This window comes from Streptosporangium amethystogenes subsp. fukuiense (assembly GCF_042665875.1).
GTDB lineage: Bacteria > Actinomycetota > Actinomycetes > Streptosporangiales > Streptosporangiaceae > Streptosporangium > Streptosporangium fukuiense.
In genome coordinates this window covers 8,746,144-8,763,219 of record NZ_JBHTEE010000001.1, presented here as the reverse complement: position 1 = coordinate 8,763,219, position 17,076 = coordinate 8,746,144, and the positions used below count along the sequence as shown (strand labels likewise).

Annotated in this window: 10 protein-coding genes, 2 tRNA genes and 2 rRNA genes; 5 read left to right on the top strand and 9 right to left on the bottom strand. The window is 64.7% G+C overall.

Annotated elements, in window-relative coordinates; translation table 11 throughout:
- Positions 1 to 20: 20 nt before the first annotated feature.
- Positions 21 to 3,150: ribosomal RNA gene (locus tag ACFQVD_RS38950) — 23S ribosomal RNA — on the bottom strand.
- A 427-nt stretch (positions 3,151 to 3,577) separates the two neighbouring features.
- A 16S ribosomal RNA gene (locus ACFQVD_RS38945) occupies positions 3,578 to 5,103 on the bottom strand.
- The 16S and 23S rRNA genes sit together here, the layout of an rRNA operon.
- A gap of 652 nt (positions 5,104 to 5,755) precedes the next feature.
- On the opposite strand from ACFQVD_RS38945, the gene ACFQVD_RS38940 reads away from it, so the two are divergent.
- Both ACFQVD_RS38940 and ACFQVD_RS38935 read left to right on the top strand, forming a co-directional pair.
- Positions 5,756 to 6,166: a hypothetical protein gene (locus tag ACFQVD_RS38940; RefSeq protein ID WP_343977273.1), complete on the top strand. Its 411-nt coding sequence runs from the start codon at positions 5,756 to 5,758 to the stop codon at positions 6,164 to 6,166.
- Between the two features lie 53 nt (positions 6,167 to 6,219).
- Positions 6,220 to 6,465, top strand: coding sequence for a hypothetical protein (locus ACFQVD_RS38935; protein WP_343977276.1), 246 nt, complete (start codon positions 6,220 to 6,222; stop codon positions 6,463 to 6,465).
- A 117-nt stretch (positions 6,466 to 6,582) separates the two neighbouring features.
- On the opposite strand, the gene ACFQVD_RS38930 is transcribed toward ACFQVD_RS38935, so the two are convergent.
- The 6 genes from ACFQVD_RS38930 to ACFQVD_RS38905 all read right to left on the bottom strand — a co-directional run bounded on the left by ACFQVD_RS38930 (position 6,583) and on the right by ACFQVD_RS38905 (position 13,286).
- Positions 6,583 to 6,659, bottom strand: a tRNA-Met gene (locus ACFQVD_RS38930).
- A 310-nt stretch (positions 6,660 to 6,969) separates the two neighbouring features.
- Positions 6,970 to 7,046, bottom strand: a tRNA-Met gene (locus ACFQVD_RS38925).
- 75 nt (positions 7,047 to 7,121) lie between these two features.
- The gene (locus ACFQVD_RS38920) at positions 7,122 to 10,043 is read right to left on the bottom strand and encodes a UPF0182 family membrane protein (protein ID WP_343977279.1); all 2,922 of its coding nucleotides are present in this window, start codon (positions 10,041 to 10,043) and stop codon (positions 7,122 to 7,124) included.
- 338 nt (positions 10,044 to 10,381) lie between these two features.
- Entirely contained in the window at positions 10,382 to 11,428 is a 1,047-nt protein-coding gene (locus ACFQVD_RS38915) for a YlbL family protein (RefSeq protein WP_343977282.1), read from the bottom strand.
- A gap of 83 nt (positions 11,429 to 11,511) precedes the next feature.
- Positions 11,512 to 11,937 (bottom strand): molybdenum cofactor biosynthesis protein MoaE, encoded by a 426-nt coding sequence (locus tag ACFQVD_RS38910; protein ID WP_343977285.1) that lies wholly within the window; start codon positions 11,935 to 11,937, stop codon positions 11,512 to 11,514.
- A 275-nt stretch (positions 11,938 to 12,212) separates the two neighbouring features.
- Complete coding sequence (locus tag ACFQVD_RS38905; RefSeq protein ID WP_343977502.1) at positions 12,213 to 13,286, bottom strand: NAD-dependent epimerase/dehydratase family protein; 1,074 nt, start codon at positions 13,284 to 13,286, stop codon at positions 12,213 to 12,215.
- Positions 13,287 to 13,365: 79 nt separating this feature from the next.
- Here ACFQVD_RS38905 and ACFQVD_RS38900 point away from each other — a divergent pair, with 79 nt between their 5' ends.
- The 3 genes from ACFQVD_RS38900 (at position 13,366) to ACFQVD_RS38890 (ending at position 16,467) form a co-directional block, all read left to right on the top strand.
- Positions 13,366 to 14,676 (top strand): zinc-dependent metalloprotease, encoded by a 1,311-nt coding sequence (locus ACFQVD_RS38900; protein ID WP_343977288.1) that lies wholly within the window; start codon positions 13,366 to 13,368, stop codon positions 14,674 to 14,676.
- A complete protein-coding gene (locus ACFQVD_RS38895; protein ID WP_343977291.1) occupies positions 14,673 to 15,218 on the top strand; it encodes an NUDIX hydrolase in 546 nt (181 codons plus the stop codon). Before ACFQVD_RS38900 ends, ACFQVD_RS38895 begins: the two co-directional genes overlap by 4 nt.
- 259 nt (positions 15,219 to 15,477) lie before the next feature.
- Positions 15,478 to 16,467, top strand: coding sequence for an endonuclease/exonuclease/phosphatase family protein (locus tag ACFQVD_RS38890; protein WP_343977294.1), 990 nt, complete (start codon positions 15,478 to 15,480; stop codon positions 16,465 to 16,467).
- Positions 16,468 to 16,488: 21 nt separating this feature from the next.
- On the opposite strand, the gene ACFQVD_RS38885 is transcribed toward ACFQVD_RS38890, so the two are convergent.
- Entirely contained in the window at positions 16,489 to 17,070 is a 582-nt protein-coding gene (locus tag ACFQVD_RS38885; protein WP_343977297.1) for a hypothetical protein, read from the bottom strand.
- Positions 17,071 to 17,076: the final 6 nt, after the last annotated feature.

Genomic DNA, 17,076 nt, shown 5'->3' with positions numbered 1-17,076 from the left:
CAGACCAAGCATATTGCTTTGTGGTCAAGTCCTCGGCCTATTAGTACTGGTCAGCTCCACACATTACTGCGCTTCCACCTCCAGCCTATCAACCCGGTCGTCTACCGGGAGCCTTACCCCCTCACAGGGTGGGAGACCTCATCTCAAGGCGAGCTTCCCGCTTAGATGCTTTCAGCGGTTATCCCTTCCGAACGTAGCCAACCAGCCGTGCTCCTGGCGGAACAACTGGCACACCAGAGGTTCGTCCGTCCCGGTCCTCTCGTACTAGGGACAGCTCCTTTCAAGTCTCCTGCGCGCGCAGCGGATAGGGACCGAACTGTCTCGCGACGTTCTAAACCCAGCTCGCGTGCCGCTTTAATGGGCGAACAGCCCAACCCTTGGGACCTACTCCAGCCCCAGGATGCGACGAGCCGACATCGAGGTGCCAAACCATCCCGTCGATATGGACTCTTGGGGAAGATCAGCCTGTTATCCCCGGGGTACCTTTTAGCCGTTGAGCGACGGCGCTTCCACATGCCACCGCCGGATCACTAGTCCCAGCTTTCGCTCCTGCTCGACCCGTCGGTCTCACAGTCAAGCTCCCTTGTGCACTTACACTCGACACCTGATTGCCAACCAGGCTGAGGGAACCTTTGGGCGCCTCCGTTACTCTTTAGGAGGCAACCGCCCCAGTTAAACTACCCACCAGACACTGTCCCTGATCCGGATCACGGACCGAAGTTAGACGTTCAAAACGACCAGAGTGGTATTTCACCAATGACTCCACCACCACTAGCGTGATAGCTTCACCGTCTCCCACCTATCCTACACAAGACGCTCCAAACGCCAATGTCAAGCTATAGTGAAGGTCCCGGGGTCTTTCCGTCCTGCTGCGCGTAACGAGCATCTTTACTCGTAGTGCAATTTCGCCGGGTCTGCGGTTGAGACAGCGGGGAAGTCGTTACGCCATTCGTGCAGGTCGGAACTTACCCGACAAGGAATTTCGCTACCTTAGGATGGTTATAGTTACCACCGCCGTTTACTGGCGCTTAAGTTCTCAGCTTCGCGAAGTCGAAACTCCACTAACCGGTCCCCTTAACGTTCCAGCACCGGGCAGGCGTCAGTCCGTATACATCGTCTTACGACTTCGCACGGACCTGTGTTTTTAGTAAACAGTCGCTTCCCCCTGGCCTCTGCGACCCCCACCAGCTCAGAACGCAAAGGTTCGTCACCAGCGAAGGCCCCCCTTCTCCCGAAGTTACGGGGGCAATTTGCCGAGTTCCTTAACCACAGTTCACCCGATCGCCTTAGTATTCTCTACCTGACCACCTGAGTCGGTTTAGGGTACGGGCCGCCACGACACTCACTAGAGGCTTTTCTCGGCAGCATAGGATCACCCACTTCGCCACAATCGGCTCGGCATCACATCTCAGACTCAATGTGTTGCGGATTTGCCTACAACACGTCCTACATGCTTACCCCAGGACTACCATCGCCTGGGCTGGGCTACCTTCCTGCGTCACCCCATCGCTTACCTACTACCAGTTCAGGCCAGGCGTTCACCCTCACCCCAAGCCCGAAGGCTCGGAGGGGTTAAGGACCCTTAGTATCACTGGATTCAGTATTGGCGCATCGTAGCGGGTACGGGAATATCAACCCGTTGTCCATCGACTACGCCTGTCGGCCTCGCCTTAGGTCCCGACTTACCCTGGGCGGATTAGCCTGCCCCAGGAACCCTTGGTCATCCGGCGCAGAAGTTTCTCACTTCTGATTCGCTACTCATGCCTGCATTCTCACTCGCACAGCCTCCACAGCTGGATCACTCCGCTGCTTCGCCGGCCGCACGACGCTCCCCTACCCATCCACACACCTAAACCACAAAGGCTCAGTTATACGTGTGAATGCCACGACTTCGGCGGTGTACTTGAGCCCCGCTACATTGTCGGCGCGGAATCACTTGACCAGTGAGCTATTACGCACTCTTTCAAGGATGGCTGCTTCTAAGCCAACCTCCTGGTTGTCACTGCGACTCCACATCCTTTCCCACTTAGCACACGCTTAGGGGCCTTAGTCGGTGGTCTGGGCTGTTTCCCTCTCGACTACGGAGCTTATCCCCCGCAGTCTCACTGCTGCGCTCTCACTTACCGGCATTCGGAGTTTGGCTGACGTCAGTAACCTTGTCGGGCCCATTAGCCATCCAGTGCTCTACCTCCGGCAAGAAACACGCAACGCTGCACCTAAATGCATTTCGGGGAGAACCAGCTATCACGGAGTTTGATTGGCCTTTCACCCCTAAACACAGGTCATCCCCCAGGTTTTCAACCCTGGTGGGTTCGGTCCTCCACGCGGTCTTACCCGCGCTTCAACCTGCCCATGCCTAGATCACTCCGCTTCGGGTCTACAGCATGCGACTCAAACGCCCTATTCAGACTCGCTTTCGCTACGGCTCCCCCACACGGGTTAACCTCGCCACACACCATAACTCGCAGGCTCATTCTTCAAAAGGCACGCAGTCACATCACAAACAAGGCAAGCCTCGTTTACGCTCCTACGGCTTGTAGGCACACGGTTTCAGGTACTATTTCACGACCCCTCACCGGGGCGCTTTTCACCTTTCCCTCACGGTACTTGTTCACTATCGGTCATCAGGGAGTATTTAGGCTTACCAGGTGGTCCTGGCAGATTCACACAGGATTTCTCGGGCCCCGTGCTACTTGGGATCCCCTCCAACAGTCCAACCAATTTCGCCTACCCGACTCTCACGGTCTACGGCGCCACTTCCCAGAAGCTTCAGCTATCGGAAGGATTTCTTACTGTCTGGAGGAACGGCAGCTCCTCCCAGAGGGTCCCACAACCCCGTAAACGCAACGCCTGCCGGCTATCACACGCCTACGGTTTAGCCTGATCCGCTTTCGCTCACCACTACTCACGGAATCACTATTTGTTTTCTCTTCCTACGGGTACTGAGATGTTTCACTTCCCCGCGTTACCACCAACCGCCCTATACATTCAGGCGGAGGCAACACCACATGACTGGTGCTAGGTTTCCCCATTCGGACATCCCCGGATCAAAGTCTGGTTGGCGACTCCCCGGGGCTTAACGCAGCCTCCCACGTCCTTCATCGGCTCCTGATGCCAAGGCATCCACCGTGTGCCCTAAAAAACTTGGCCACAAAGATGCTCGCGTCCACTATGCAAATCTCAAACAACAAACAGCGACCAAACCCGCCCCGCCACCAACACCCGAACCCTCAACAGGCCGAGCTGGTATGACAGGAGGATGGTCCCGCATGAGGCTCCAACAGACACCCACCCCAAACGGGGGCAGGCACCAGGGCCACCACCAACCGGTAGCAGCCCTGACCATGGTCCGTTTCCTCAGGACCCAACAGTGTGTTCACCCCAGCGAAACCCCACAACCGCCGTTCCCACTCCCCAGCTCCGAAGAACCAGGGCGGTACTAACCGATCAGCGATCCCGCCGAACCGAATAGCCAGTGCTCCACTAATGAGCGCGCCGAGCGTGGAACGTTCGCCCACGAACACGGCATGAACTCTCCCCTCGGCCGAAGCCGACACGAAGAGCCGATGCTCCTTAGAAAGGAGGTGATCCAGCCGCACCTTCCGGTACGGCTACCTTGTTACGACTTCGTCCCAATCGCCAGCCCCACCTTCGACCGCTCCCCCCAGACAAGCTGGTTGGGCCACGGGCTTCGGGTGTTGCCGACTTTCGTGACGTGACGGGCGGTGTGTACAAGGCCCGGGAACGTATTCACCGCAGCGTTGCTGATCTGCGATTACTAGCGACTCCGACTTCATGGGGTCGAGTTGCAGACCCCAATCCGAACTGAGACCGGCTTTTAGGGATTCGCTCCACCTCACGGTATCGCAACCCTCTGTACCGGCCATTGTAGCATGTTTGCAGCCCAAGACATAAGGGGCATGATGACTTGACGTCATCCCCACCTTCCTCCGAGTTGACCCCGGCAGTCTCCAATGAGTCCCCACCACCCCTAAAAGGAGCGTGCTGGCAACATTGAACAAGGGTTGCGCTCGTTGCGGGACTTAACCCAACATCTCACGACACGAGCTGACGACAGCCATGCACCACCTGTCACCCAGTCCGAAGAGGGCTCCATCTCTGAAGCTTTCCGGGCGATGTCAAGCCTTGGTAAGGTTCTTCGCGTTGCGTCGAATTAAGCAACATGCTCCGCCGCTTGTGCGGGCCCCCGTCAATTCCTTTGAGTTTTAGCCTTGCGGCCGTACTCCCCAGGCGGGGCGCTTAATGCGTTAGCTACGGCGCGGAAACCGTGGAAGGTCCCCACACCTAGCGCCCAACGTTTACAGCGTGGACTACCAGGGTATCTAATCCTGTTCGCTCCCCACGCTTTCGCTCCTCAGCGTCAGGTAAGGCCCAGAGAACCGCCTTCGCCACCGGTGTTCCTCCTGATATCTGCGCATTTCACCGCTACACCAGGAATTCCGTTCTCCCCTACCTACCTCTAGCCAGCCCGTATCGAATGCAGACCTGGAGTTAAGCCCCAAGCTTTCACACCCGACGTGACAAGCCACCTACGAGCTCTTTACGCCCAATAATTCCGGACAACGCTTGCGCCCTACGTATTACCGCGGCTGCTGGCACGTAGTTAGCCGGCGCTTCTTCTGCAGGTACACGTCAACTTCGTCCCTGCTGAAAGAGGTTTACAACCCGAAGGCCGTCATCCCCCACGCGGCGTCGCTGCGTCAGGCTTTCGCCCATTGCGCAATATTCCCCACTGCTGCCTCCCGTAGGAGTCTGGGCCGTGTCTCAGTCCCAGTGTGGCCGGTCGCCCTCTCAGGCCGGCTACCCGTCGTCGCCTTGGTAGGCCGTTACCCCACCAACAAGCTGATAGGCCGCGAGTCCATCCCCAACCGAAAAAACTTTCCACACCCACCCGATGCCGGGAGGTGTCGTATCCGGTATTAGACCCAGTTTCCCGGGCTTATCCCAGAGTCAGGGGCAGGTTACTCACGTGTTACTCACCCGTTCGCCGCTCGAGTACCCCGAAGGGCCTTTCCGCTCGACTTGCATGTGTTAAGCACGCCGCCAGCGTTCGTCCTGAGCCAGGATCAAACTCTCCAAACAATGTCTGAACAGTTGCTCCCGGCTGAAAGCACCCATCACACATGATGGATGTTCAACCAAAGGAATCCGTCCCCCACCCCAATGACAGGGCAGGTTGGACAGGGTTGTGCTTCATGCACTGGCTTTTAACACACTGTTGAGTTCTCAAGAAACGGGCGCGTACTCCGTTGTCCGCGGGCCCGCGTTCGCGGTGTCCCGGACTTCGGGGCGTTCCATTCCGTGTCACCATCTTATCAGATTTGCCGGGTTTGTGTCAGCTTGCCGGTTTTCCGACCATCGACTTGAACCCGCCGAATCCGCTAGGATTGCGACCACCCTGTCTCCAGGGCAACCCCTCTAACTTACTCCAACATCCGGTCGATGTCCAACTCGTGCGGACACGCCAGACCTGTCGGGAAAGCGAGAGGGTTTTGCCGGGCACTCCGCCCACCCGGGAGATTCTGGATCCGGGGGCTCGTTGCCCTGCGAGAAGAACACTACCAGGACTCTCACGTCACAGAGACAACTTGCCAACCATCCCCGGGGCTCGCGCGTCCCAAACAGTCATAGAAAGTCGAAGTGCGCAACCAGACGTCAAGCCATTCGCAATCGACTCTGGATACGAAGTAGGCGCGAGGGTCAGGATCCTGACTCCGCCGTGGAGGTGAGCACCATGACCCGCTCGGAGTTCGACGACATCCGCGCGCACATCGACGCGGAGGCCAACCACCCAGGTGACTTGTTGAGGGTCGCCAGGTCTCTGCTGAACGACCTTGAAGACGCACGCATGCGAGAGGCGACCCTCCGCGCCTACTACCTGCGTCTCCTCACTGCGGCTCGGGCAACGGTCGCCGCGGAGGCGGCCGGCTACCCGGAACCGCTGACCTTCCTCACCGACGAGCTGGCCAAGCGCGGCCAGCTCCCGACATCCGAGGACGAGGTGAACCGGATCCTGGCAGACGCCCACACAGCGGCCATGCTGCTGACCTACCTTGAGGAGAATCCTCTCGGAACCACCCCGATGAACGCCGGAGGGGCTCGCGCGCGCAGGTGTGCCGGCACAAGCCGTAGCATCCCCCGATGAGGCGTTCCGCGTCATTGACCTGGTCTTGAACCAAGATCTGCAAGACTCCAGGCATGTTGCAGCGAGGGCTGAATTGGGCTGCGGCGACCCTCGTGGGCGTCTTCGGCTTCGTCTGGACCGGTGTGGTGATGTTCGCGACCGTCGAGACCTCGGCGTGGACGTGGATCGGGCAGGTCTCCTTCGGGGCCTTCCTGACCTGCTGGGCTCTTTACAAGGCGAGCCTGCTGGTGCGTCGCGCCAAGCCCGGTTTCGTTCCGCGGCATCGCCGGGTGCGGGCCGGACGGGCTACAGCCCCGTGACGGCACCTCAGGTCGGCCCCGGCCCCCTCCTCGCTCTTCAGTGACCACGGAGGCACCGGGCGGACCGGTCACGGACAACGCAAAAGGCCCTGATCTCCAAGAGATCAGGGCCTTCCTTGGTAGCGGGGACAGGATTTGAACCTGCGACCTCTGGGTTATGAGCCCAGCGAGCTACCGAACTGCTCCACCCCGCGTCGGTGTGTGCTTGAACATTAGCCGGAACTCCCCTCCGGGTGCAAATCAACACGGGGACGCGGGTTGACATATCCCGCGCCACCCACTCGCGGATGACCCGGCCGCGGCGTGATCACGCAGGTCGGAACGGCCGTGGCCGGAGGCATCGCTCTCATCCGCCACCTCGCGCACGGACGGGCATCAGAGTTTGGGCGGTGAACGCTTCACCCGGCTGTGGACCCCGCGCGAGAGCCGCACGGCCCAGATTCGGAAGAACCGGGGGAAAAGCAGAAGATCCCGGTCGCCGTTTCCGGCGACCGGGATCTTCGTTGGTAGCGGGGACAGGATTTGAACCTGCGACCTCTGGGTTATGAGCCCAGCGAGCTACCGAGCTGCTCCACCCCGCGTCGGTGTATGTATGAACCATACCCGGCTTTGGAGGTGGACGCGAATCGAATAGCGCTGGGCCCCTCTATCGCCCCCTAGGAACTTGGCGGGGGCGACGGTGTCGCCGACGGAGCCGGCGTGCCGGACGGTGTCGCCGAGGGTGACGGGCTGGGGGTGACGCCCGCCGTCTCGGCGGTGTCCTTCAGCTTGCCCAGCGCCTTCTGAAGCTCCTGCTGGGCGGCGCCGTACTCGGTCCAGTTCGGCGGGTCCGCCTGAAGCGCCTCCTGTGCCTTGTCGTACGCCTTCTGCACCTCGTCGATCGACTTGGCCAGTTCGGTGGCCGGCTTGGCCTCCTCCGGCTTCGCCTCACCGGACGTGTTCTCGCCCTGTGGCGCGCTCTGGGTGCCGTCGCCGAAGACCTGCTCCAACGCGCCCTTGAGCGTGTCGGCCGAACCGACCTTGTTGCCGTAGGCCACCAGGACCCGGCGGAGGATCGGGTACGGCTCCTGGCCGGAGGCGGCCGCGATCTCCACGTAGACCGGTTCGATGTAGACGAGGCCGTCGGCGAACGGCAGGGTCAGCAGGTTGCCGTAGCGGACCTTCGCCTGGCCGAGTCCGAGCAGGTTGAGCTCGCCGGAGAACTTGTTCTGGAAGTTGTTCTGTACCTGTCCAGGTCCGGGAATCGTGGTGTTGGACGGCATGCGAAGGATGCGCAGCTTTCCGTAGTCCGGTCCGGGATTGGCGTCCACGGCCATGAACGCCGCCAGGTTGGGCCCCTGGCGTGGCACGAACGTGGTCGTCAGCGAGAACGTGGGCGCCGAGGTCTTCGGCATCTTGACCGACAGGTAGTACGGCGGCTGCTTGGTGTCGCCGCCACCGGACGGGTCGTTCGGGACGTTCCAGAAGTCCTGGCCGCTGTAGAAGGCGTTCGGGTCGGCGATGTGGTACTGGGAGAGCACGTCACGCTGGACCTTGAACAGCGCCTCCGGGTAGCGCAGGTGCTGCTTGAGCTCGGACGACATCTCCGTCTGCGGCTTGATGATGCCGGGGAAGGCCTTGCGCCAGGTCTGCAGGATGGGGTCCTTCTCGTCCCACGCGTACAGGCTGACGGTGCCGTCGTAGGCGTCGACCACGGCCTTCACCGAGTTGCGCATGTAGTTGATCTGGTCGCGCGGCTGCGGCACCACCAGGCGCGGGTCGGTGATGGTGTCCCGCGTCATCGCCTCCAGGCTCTTGCTCTGGGAGTACGGGTAGGCGTTGGAAGTGGTGTAGGCGTCGGTGATCCAGACCACCCTGCCGTCGACGATGGCGGGGTAGGGGTTGTCGTCCAGACTCAGGAACGGCGCCACCTTGGCGATGCGCTCCTGCGGGTTGCGCTCGTAGAGGATCTTGGAATTCGGGTTGATGTCGCCCGACAGCAGCAGGTTGATCTCACCGTACTTGGCGGCGTAGAGCATCCTGTTGATGAACGAACCGACGGGGACCCCGCCCTTGCCGTCGTAGGTGGTGTTCTTCTGGCCGGTGCCGCCGCTCTCGGGGTAGTCGAGCTCCTGCTGCTTCTCCCCGCCGCCGCCGACGACGACGTACTGGGTCGAGGCAGGTGCCTCACCGAAGTAGATCCGCGACTCCTTGAGCTTCGTCCGCTCCACCAGGGAGCCGGTGACCGGCATGTCCTTGGCGTCGAAGTTGGGCAGGCCCTCGGAGTCGACCTCGTTGCCGGGCGCGGCCACGAAACCGTTGCCGTGGGTGTAGACGAGGTGCCGGTTGATCCAGTTGTTCTGCTCCGCCGGTGGCCCGGTGAGCTCTCGTACGGCCACGATGGTGTCGCGGACCGTGCCGTCCGCGTCGGGGTAACGGTCGACGTCGAGCGGCTCGTGGAAGTCGTAGTAACCGCGGATCCGCTGCTTCTGCTGGTAGGTCTTGGCGACCAGGCTCGGGTCGAGCAGGCGCACGCCGGAGATGGAACTGTCGGCGGTGACGCTGACCTTGCTCGGATCACCCTGAGCCGTGTAGTCGATCACCTCGGCTCCGTCCACGCCGTAGGCTTTTCGTGTCGCGTCGATGTTGCGCTTGATGTACTCCTGCTCCTTGCCCTGCTGGTTCGGCTTGACCTGGAACTGCTCGACCAGGGCCGGGTAGACCCCGCCGATCAGGATGGCCGAGAGCACCAGGAGGCCGAAGCCGACGCCGGGCAACATGCCGCCGGATCGCACGACCCCGGCGAAGAACAGCACCGCGCAGATCAGCGCGATGATCGCCAGGATGTTCTTGGCGGGAAGCACCGCGTTGACGTCGGTGTACGAGGCACCGTGTCTGAAGCCCCGGTCGGAGAACACCAGCCCGTACCGGTCGTACCAGTAGGCGACCGCCTTCAGCAGCACGAAGATGCCGAGCAGCACCGACAGGTGCGCCCGAGCGCCACGCGAGGCGTGCACGCCGGGTGACTGGAGCCGGAACCCGCCGTACAGGTAGTGCACGATCGCCGAGAGCAGGGCGGACAGCACCACCGCGACGAACAGGAAGTTCAACACCATCCGGATGAAGGGATAGGTGAACATGAAGAAGGAGATGTCGTAGCCGAACTGCGGGTCGGTCTCACCGAACGGCGTCGCGTTGATGAACTCCAGCCAGGTCTTCCACTGGCCGGAGAAGGATGATCCCGCGAACAGGCCGAGCACCGCCACACCGATCAGGAAGATCAGCTTGCGGTGCGGGTCGAGGGCCATCCGATACCGGTCGGCACCGCTGGCGCCGCCGAACATCCCGGGGCCGAACATCGGCCGCATCCGGTACGCCATCAGCATGTTGCCGCCGACGATGCCGACCATCAGCAGCGCACCGACGATGAACAGGAGGATCTGTGTGATGATCACGCCGGAGAAGACGGCCGTGTAGTCGACCGCTTCGTACCAGAGGTAGTCGGTGAAAATACCGGCAAAGAGGAAGAATAACGCGACTATCACGACCAGAGTGATCGCGACGGGAAGTAGCAGTCGTGGCCGGCGGGGCAAGCGCATTGCCCTACCGGCTCCGGGGGTCCGGAAGCTCAAGGCCAACCCCTTGTCGTAAGAGCACGGTCCGTGTCTGGAAACCTACACCGGCGAGAGTTGGGGCGCGCTTAGCCTTTCGGGCACGGTCCGGCCACAACGTCCGCTGGTATCGGGTCCACCGGTAGCAACGCACAAGGGTCCTGATGAGTGCCCCATGACGAACTCCTGACCCGAAAATTCAACTTTCTTTGCAAATCGGGCATCACACTCATATCGCCATCGAGCTCGCGGAGCCACTCCCCCGGCGGGAACCGCGCGCACCATGACGTCCTGGCGCACGGCCGGCCTCCGGGCCGATTCCGGCGTCAGCCGGTCGGGCAGCTCTGCACGGAACCCGAGCCGGTACGGATCGAGTCGATCGCCTGAACGGCCTCGCGCAGCGTCTCGACCTTGACCAGCCTGAGCCCGTCCGGGATCGCCCTGACCGCCTCGGCGCAGTTGTCGGCCGGGGTCAGAAAGATCGTCGCGCCGGCCCTCCTGGCACCGACCATCTTCTGCTGGATGCCGCCGATCGGGCCCACGTCACCCTCCGCGGTGATCGTCCCGGTCCCCGCGATGGACTTGCCGCCGGTCAACGGCCCAGGGGTGAGCTTGTCGACGATGCCCAGGGAGAACATCATCCCCGCGCTCGGCCCGCCGACGTCGCCAACATTGATCTTGACTTCGAAGGGGAACTTGTAACCCACCCGCATGGTGATGCCCACGATGGGTGCTCCGTCCTTGCCTGCGACGGTAGGGACGGCGATGGTCAGGCTCTGGGTGCCACGGTTGACGACGAAACTGACCTCTTCCCCCGGCTTGTGCTTGCGGACGGAGGAGGAGACGGTCTCCCGGTCGGCCACGGGCGTGCCGTCCACCGAGACGATCTCGTCACCGGCCTTGAACTTCCCGTCGGCCGGCATGCCCTTCTCCGTGGAACCCACGGTCACGATCGAGTTGTAGGGAATCCTCAGCTCGGTCAGCGCCGCCGCGGTCGCGTCGTCCTGGGAGTTCGTCATCTCCTGGGTGTTCTGCTCCTCGACCTCCTTGGCGGTGGTCGCCGGAGGGAAGATCGTCTCCTCGGGCACGACCGCGATGGTGGGATCGATCCATCCCCTGAGCGCGCTGAACAGATCGATCCTGGTGCCGGGACCGCCCTGGTAGGCGACGGTGACGAGGCTGAGCTTGCCGTCGGTCGGATACGTCTGGTGTCCCTCGATGCTGATCACCGGCTTACCGTCGACGTCGCCGATGGTGTTCTCGGTCGGCCCGGGGCTCAGCACGACGTACGGCACCGGCAGCACGGCGCCGATCAGCGCGAGCATGAGCGTGAGGAAGCCCGCCACCATCAAAGTCAGGGCTCGTCGGGACATGGACAAAGCCTATGCCGTACGACAGGTCATGAAACCGCACCCGGACGCCGCCGCGCCGACGGGCACATACCCGTCAGTCGAGATCAATCGCAGGCTCCCACCCACTCGGAGGACCCGTCGGTGAAAAACTGGTTCTTCCAGATGGGGACCTGGCTCTTGAGATCGTCGATCAGCCTTCTGGACGCCTCGAACGCCTCACCGCGGTGCGGCGCGGCGACCGCCACGACGACCGCGACATCGCCGAGCCTCAGGTCGCCGACCCGGTGGACGGCTGCCAGGGCGGTCACCGGGAAGTCCGCGGCGACCTTCTCGGCCACCCTGCGCAGCTCGCCCGGGGCACTCGGGTGTGCCGAGTAGGACAGGCTCGTGACCGGCCTGCCGTGATCCTCTTCTCGTACCGTGCCGACGAAGACCGTCGTACCGCCCGCTGCGTGATCGCCGACGGCGGCGAGCACCTCGTCGACGGAGAGCGTGCTGTCGCGAATATCGAGCAACCGGATGACATCCACGCCAAGGAGTCTAAGGCGACGCTGCGCGTCGCGGTGAGGCCGCTCTTACCCGGCTCCTTCCCTCGTCGAGGCAGGCCGCTCGTTCCTCACGACCTCCCTCTCCTCAGTCCAGTCGCCGGCGCGGCCTCACGGGGAGGTCCCTCATGGGGGGCGTGGGGCACGTCCCCAAGGGATTCTTGGTTCAGTCGCCGGCGCGGCCTCACGGGTAGTCCCTGGGGGGAGAGGGCTTGGGCACGTCCCAGTGGTTCAGTGCCTGGCGCGTCGCAGTGAGGGGCTCAGGGGCGGCGCTTCTTGCGGGCGGCGCGGACGATCGCCGCGGTGCCGAGGACGGCGACGGTGGCGCCGGCCGCGGTGAGCGTGGCCTCCTTGCCGGACAGGCGGCGGCCCACGACGGCGTGCCTGCCGCCACGCAGCTCCAGGAGCTGCTCGAACGCGGCCTCGTTGGTCCACATCGGCTTCCAGCCGACCTCGCGCAGCGTCGTGCAGTCGACCACCCAGGGGTAGACGACGTAGTGCAGGTCGGTGGCCGGGGCCGGGGTGACGCCGAGACGGTGCAGGCGCTGGGCGGTTCCGAAGGTCAGCCCCGCGGGCAGTTCCAGCCGGCGCAGCCCGGAGAGCTCCTCCACCTGCTCCTGCTCCAGCCAGCCCTCTCCCCCGACGGCCACCACCCCGGAGACCGTGCCGAGCGCCGCCATCTCCAGGACCGAGACCAGGTCGTCCACGTGACAGAACTGCCAGCGCGGGTTGCATCCCTTGACGGTCAGCAGCCGGGGCGCCTCGAAGTGCCGGGTCACCACGCTGTCGACACCGGGGCCGACCACGGCCGCGGGTCTGACCACGGTCACGTCGAGACCCGGGTGGCTGCGCAGGGAGCGCCGGGCCAGTGCCTCGATCTCCAGATGGTCGCCGACCATGCCCGTATCCGGCTCGGCCGCGACCTCGGAGTTCTCAGGCAGCGGGACGGGATTCTCGGGGACGGCCCCGTAGACCATGGCGCTGGTGACCAGCACGACCCGCCGCACCCTCGCCGCGGCACTGGCGGTGAGCACCGTCTGGGCCGCGCGCAGGTTGTAGGCGCGTCGCTCCGCGGGGTCGGCGTCGAGCGCGTAGTCACCGGCCAGGTGCACGAGCACGTCAATATCGGATATGCGGTTCGCCAAGAGCGGATCTCGAACATCGAGCACCCGCCATGTGACATCGGGCACATCGCCGCGCTGCTCGTCGATGGCCACGACCCTGCGGAAATCCGCAGACGAGGCGACCTTCGCGAGGAAAGCACGGCCTAGGCCCGAGGCGGCGCCGGTGACGGCGACGACAGGGGGCCGGGAGCGTTTCGAGGTAGGCACCAGGTCCTCACTTTGCACTGACCCGCCATGCGACGGATAACGTGGCGGATGTGGACTCCTCCATCCTGCACGAGGTAGAGCGGTGACTGACTTGCCAGGTCGGGAAAACGACCCCAACGACAATCCGTTCGCCATGTTCGGCGACCCGGAGCAGATCGCAGCGGCAATGCGCCAGTTCGCCGACATGCTCTCCGCTCCGCCGACCTCAGGTCCCGTCAACTGGGACATGGCGAAGAACATCGCACGGCACGTCGTGGTCGCCGAGGGCGATCCCAGTGTCATGGAGGGTGAGCGACGCCAGATCGTCGACGCCCTGAACCTGGCCGACCTTTGGCTCAATGAGGCCACCTCCCTGCCGAGCGGGGTGAGCAACCCCCAGGCGTGGAGCCGTTCGGAATGGATCGAGAAGACCGTCCCCGTCTGGCAGAAGCTCTGTGACCCGATCGCCGCCCGCATGGTCGAGACCATGAGCGGCACGCTCAGCGCCTCCGGTCTGCCCCCGGAGGCTCAGGCCATGGCCGGGCCGCTGATGGGGATGATGAAGCAGATGGGCGGCATGATGGTCGGCCAGCAGATCGGCCAGGCCATCGGCTCGCTCGCCCTGGAGGTGATCGGCGCCACCGACATCGGCCTGCCGCTGTCGGACAGCGCCGCCCTGCTGCCCGGCGGCATCTCGGCGTTCAGCCAGGGTCTGGAGACCCCCGCCGAGGAGATCCGCCTCTATCTCGCCCTGCGCGAGGCGGCCCACCACCGGCTGTTCCAGCACGTGCCGTGGCTGCGCGCGCACCTGCTCGGAGCCGTGGAGGAGTACGCCAGGGGTATCACGGTGGACGCCTCCGCCCTGGAGGAGCAGCTCCGCGGGCTTGATCTCAACAATCCCGAGCAGCTCCAGCAGGCGCTGAGCGGCGGCAACCTGCTCAAGCCCGAGGAGACCGAGCGGCAGAAGGCCGCCCTGTCCCGGCTGGAGACCATGCTCGCTCTCGTCGAGGGCTGGGTGGGCACCGTCGTGGACGGCGCCGCGGACGGCAAGCTCCCCTCGGCGACGGCACTGGCGGAGACCGTACGGCGCCGCAGGGCGACCGGCGGCCCCGCGGAGCAGACCTTCGCCACGCTCGTCGGCCTCGAACTCCGGCCCCGCCGCCTGCGCGAGGCCGCCACCCTGTGGCAGGCGCTGGAATCCGACCGGGGCGTCGACGGCCGCGACGCGGTCTGGAGCCACCCCGACCTCATGCCCACCGCCGACGACCTGGACAACCCCGAGGGGTTCGTACGGGGCGAGCCCGAGCTCGACCTGTCGTCCCTGGAGGGAACTCTGCGCGAGCCTCCCGCCGCTCCCGGCAAGGACGATGACAAGGGTGACGACAAGGGCGACACCGGTGGGAGCGGCGCGTGAGCCTGCGCGCCGACGCGCGGGACGTGCTCACGGAATGGACCGCGCCCACGGCGGAGGAGGAGATCCTCCGCAAGGAGTTCCTGGATCACGTACACGCCCATGACGACGCGATGTGGCGCGAGTGCGTCACCGGTCACCTGACGGCCACGACCGCGGTGCTCTCCCACGACGGCGAGCGGGTTCTGCTGACGCTGCACCCCAAGGCCGGGATGTGGCTGCCCATGGGCGGCCACTGCGAGCGCGGCGACACCTCCCTTGAGGCGGTGGCGATGCGTGAGGCCACCGAGGAGTCCGGTATCCCGGGCCTGCGGCTGTTGCCCGGCCCGCTGGCACTCGACCGGCACCGGGTCTGGTGCCATCCGCCGCACAGCAGCCATCTGGACGTGGAGTACGGCGCGGTCGCCCCCGCGGACGTCGAGGCCGTGATCAGCGCCGAGTCGCTCGACCTGCGCTGGTTCCCCGTGGACGAGATCCCCGAACTCTCCGACGAGGCGACCCGCCGCCTGGCCCGCCGCGCCCGCGAGGCCCTGCGCTCCGGCTGACCGGGAGTCCGAGCCGGTACCGGCTCGGACTGTCGTGGCTCGGTGCCACCGCGGCTCCGGATCTGGGAGGCGTGGTGACCACTGGGAGATCCTCGGTCTCGGCGGCTTCCCGGAACGCGTAGGTTCCGATGAATCGATTGATTTCCGGCCGTCTTCCGCGGGCGTTGGACCGTTTTATGCTTGTCTCACCTCTGCCTGGATATCTTCGTTCCCAATCAGGCTGTACAGAGCGGATCGGGGCGCTGTGAGCGTAGACATCGTGGCTGACAGGAGCGCCGGAGGCGCGGTCGTGACGCCGCCGCGGCGGCGCTGGAGGATCCCCACCTCCCTCGCCTGGGCCGCGGTCACACCATTCGCCGCCTGGGCGGTGGCCCGGGTCGCCGGACTCGAACGTGACTCGCTGACCACCCAGCTCATGACCGGTACCCCGTACGTGGCGGCCGCCTCGCTCGTACCGGTGCTGCTGTCGGTGCTGACCCGCAACCGGGCCGCGACGGCCGTCGCGCTGGTCACCACCGCGGCGCTCGGCCTCAGCGTGCTCCCCAGGGCCTTTCGCTCCGGGGATGTGGTGGCGGGAACGCCCCTGCGGGTGCTGACGCTCAACACGCTGTTCGGGCACGCCGAGCCCGACGCCGTGATGGATCTGGTCCGGCGGCTGGACCCGGACGTGCTGAGCACCCAGGAGCTGACCCCGGGAATGGTCGAGAAGCTGGAGGCGGCCGGTCTTGGCGGGATCATGCCGTACCAGGTGCTGGAGCCGGAGTGGAGTGCCGGCGGCAGCGGCCTGTACTCCCGGTATCCGCTGACCCCCAGGGAGAACCTGTTCGAGGCGATCGGGCACAACATGCCCGCCGCGCTGATGACCGTCCCCGGCGCCAAGCCCGTCGAGATCATCGACGTGCACCCCTTCCCGCCGCTGGGCAGGCAGGTGTACGACTGGACGGCGGCGCTGGACGCCCTGCCCTCCGCCTCGCCCGACACGATCCGCATCCTCGCGGGCGACTTCAACGCCAGCCTCGACCACGCGGTCATGCGCCGTTTTCTCGACCGCGGCTATCAGGACGCGGCCGACAGCGCCGGAGAGGGGCTGACCCCCACCTGGCCGGTCAACAAGCGCGTCCCGCCGCTGATCACGATCGACCATGTCGTGGTGGACCGGCGGGTGGGCGTGAACACGGTCAGCGTGCACAGCGTTCCCGGCACCGATCACCGGGCCGTCTTCGCCGACCTACGCCTGCCCGCGCTCTGACGGCTCGGGCATCCGGGCCGCTCAGGCCGAGAGCAGTGCCCGGGTGTTGTCCCAGCCTTCGAGGCCCGGGTCGAGGAGGTGGAGGTCTCCGGGAGCGCGCAGGCGATGCCAGCCGGGCCCCCTGGCGACCATACGGCTGCCGGGCGCCGAGGCACGGAGCGCCTTGACCGGGTCAAGGTCGTCGAAGCCCACCGAGGCCCAGCCCGGGTAGGGCAGGTGGGCGGCCAGCGCCACGGTGCCACCGCCCGCGGCAGGGCAGACGGCGATCCGTGCCCGGCCGAGTTCGCGGAAGAGTTTGCCGATGAGCAGCGGAGGCAGGTCGGGCGCGTCGGCGCTCAGCAGGACCGCCTGCTCGCCGTGGGGCAGGGCGGCGAAGGCCGCCTCGACCAGGGCGCTCCCCGAGAGATCGGGGATCTCGACGACAGGGGTGCCCGGCCAGACGATCTCCTCCATGCCCGGGACGCTCGTCACCACGACCGGTGAGACGAAGTCGAGTCCGGCGACGAGTTCGTAGGTGTCCTCGGCGACGGCGGTCAGGAAGTCGGCTGCGTCGATTCCCGGCGGGGCCGCGTCCGCCGCGGAGGGCGTGACGAGAACGGCCACCACTCG

Coding starts and splice junctions, on each gene's coding strand:
- ACFQVD_RS38915 (WP_343977282.1), bottom strand. CDS start 11,428: ATGTCCCGACGAGCCCTGACTTTGATGGTGGCGGGCTTCCTCACGCTC.
- ACFQVD_RS38920 (WP_343977279.1), bottom strand. CDS start 10,043: ATGCGCTTGCCCCGCCGGCCACGACTGCTACTTCCCGTCGCGATCACT.
- ACFQVD_RS38940 (WP_343977273.1), top strand. CDS start 5,756: ATGACCCGCTCGGAGTTCGACGACATCCGCGCGCACATCGACGCGGAG.
- ACFQVD_RS38935 (WP_343977276.1), top strand. CDS start 6,220: ATGTTGCAGCGAGGGCTGAATTGGGCTGCGGCGACCCTCGTGGGCGTC.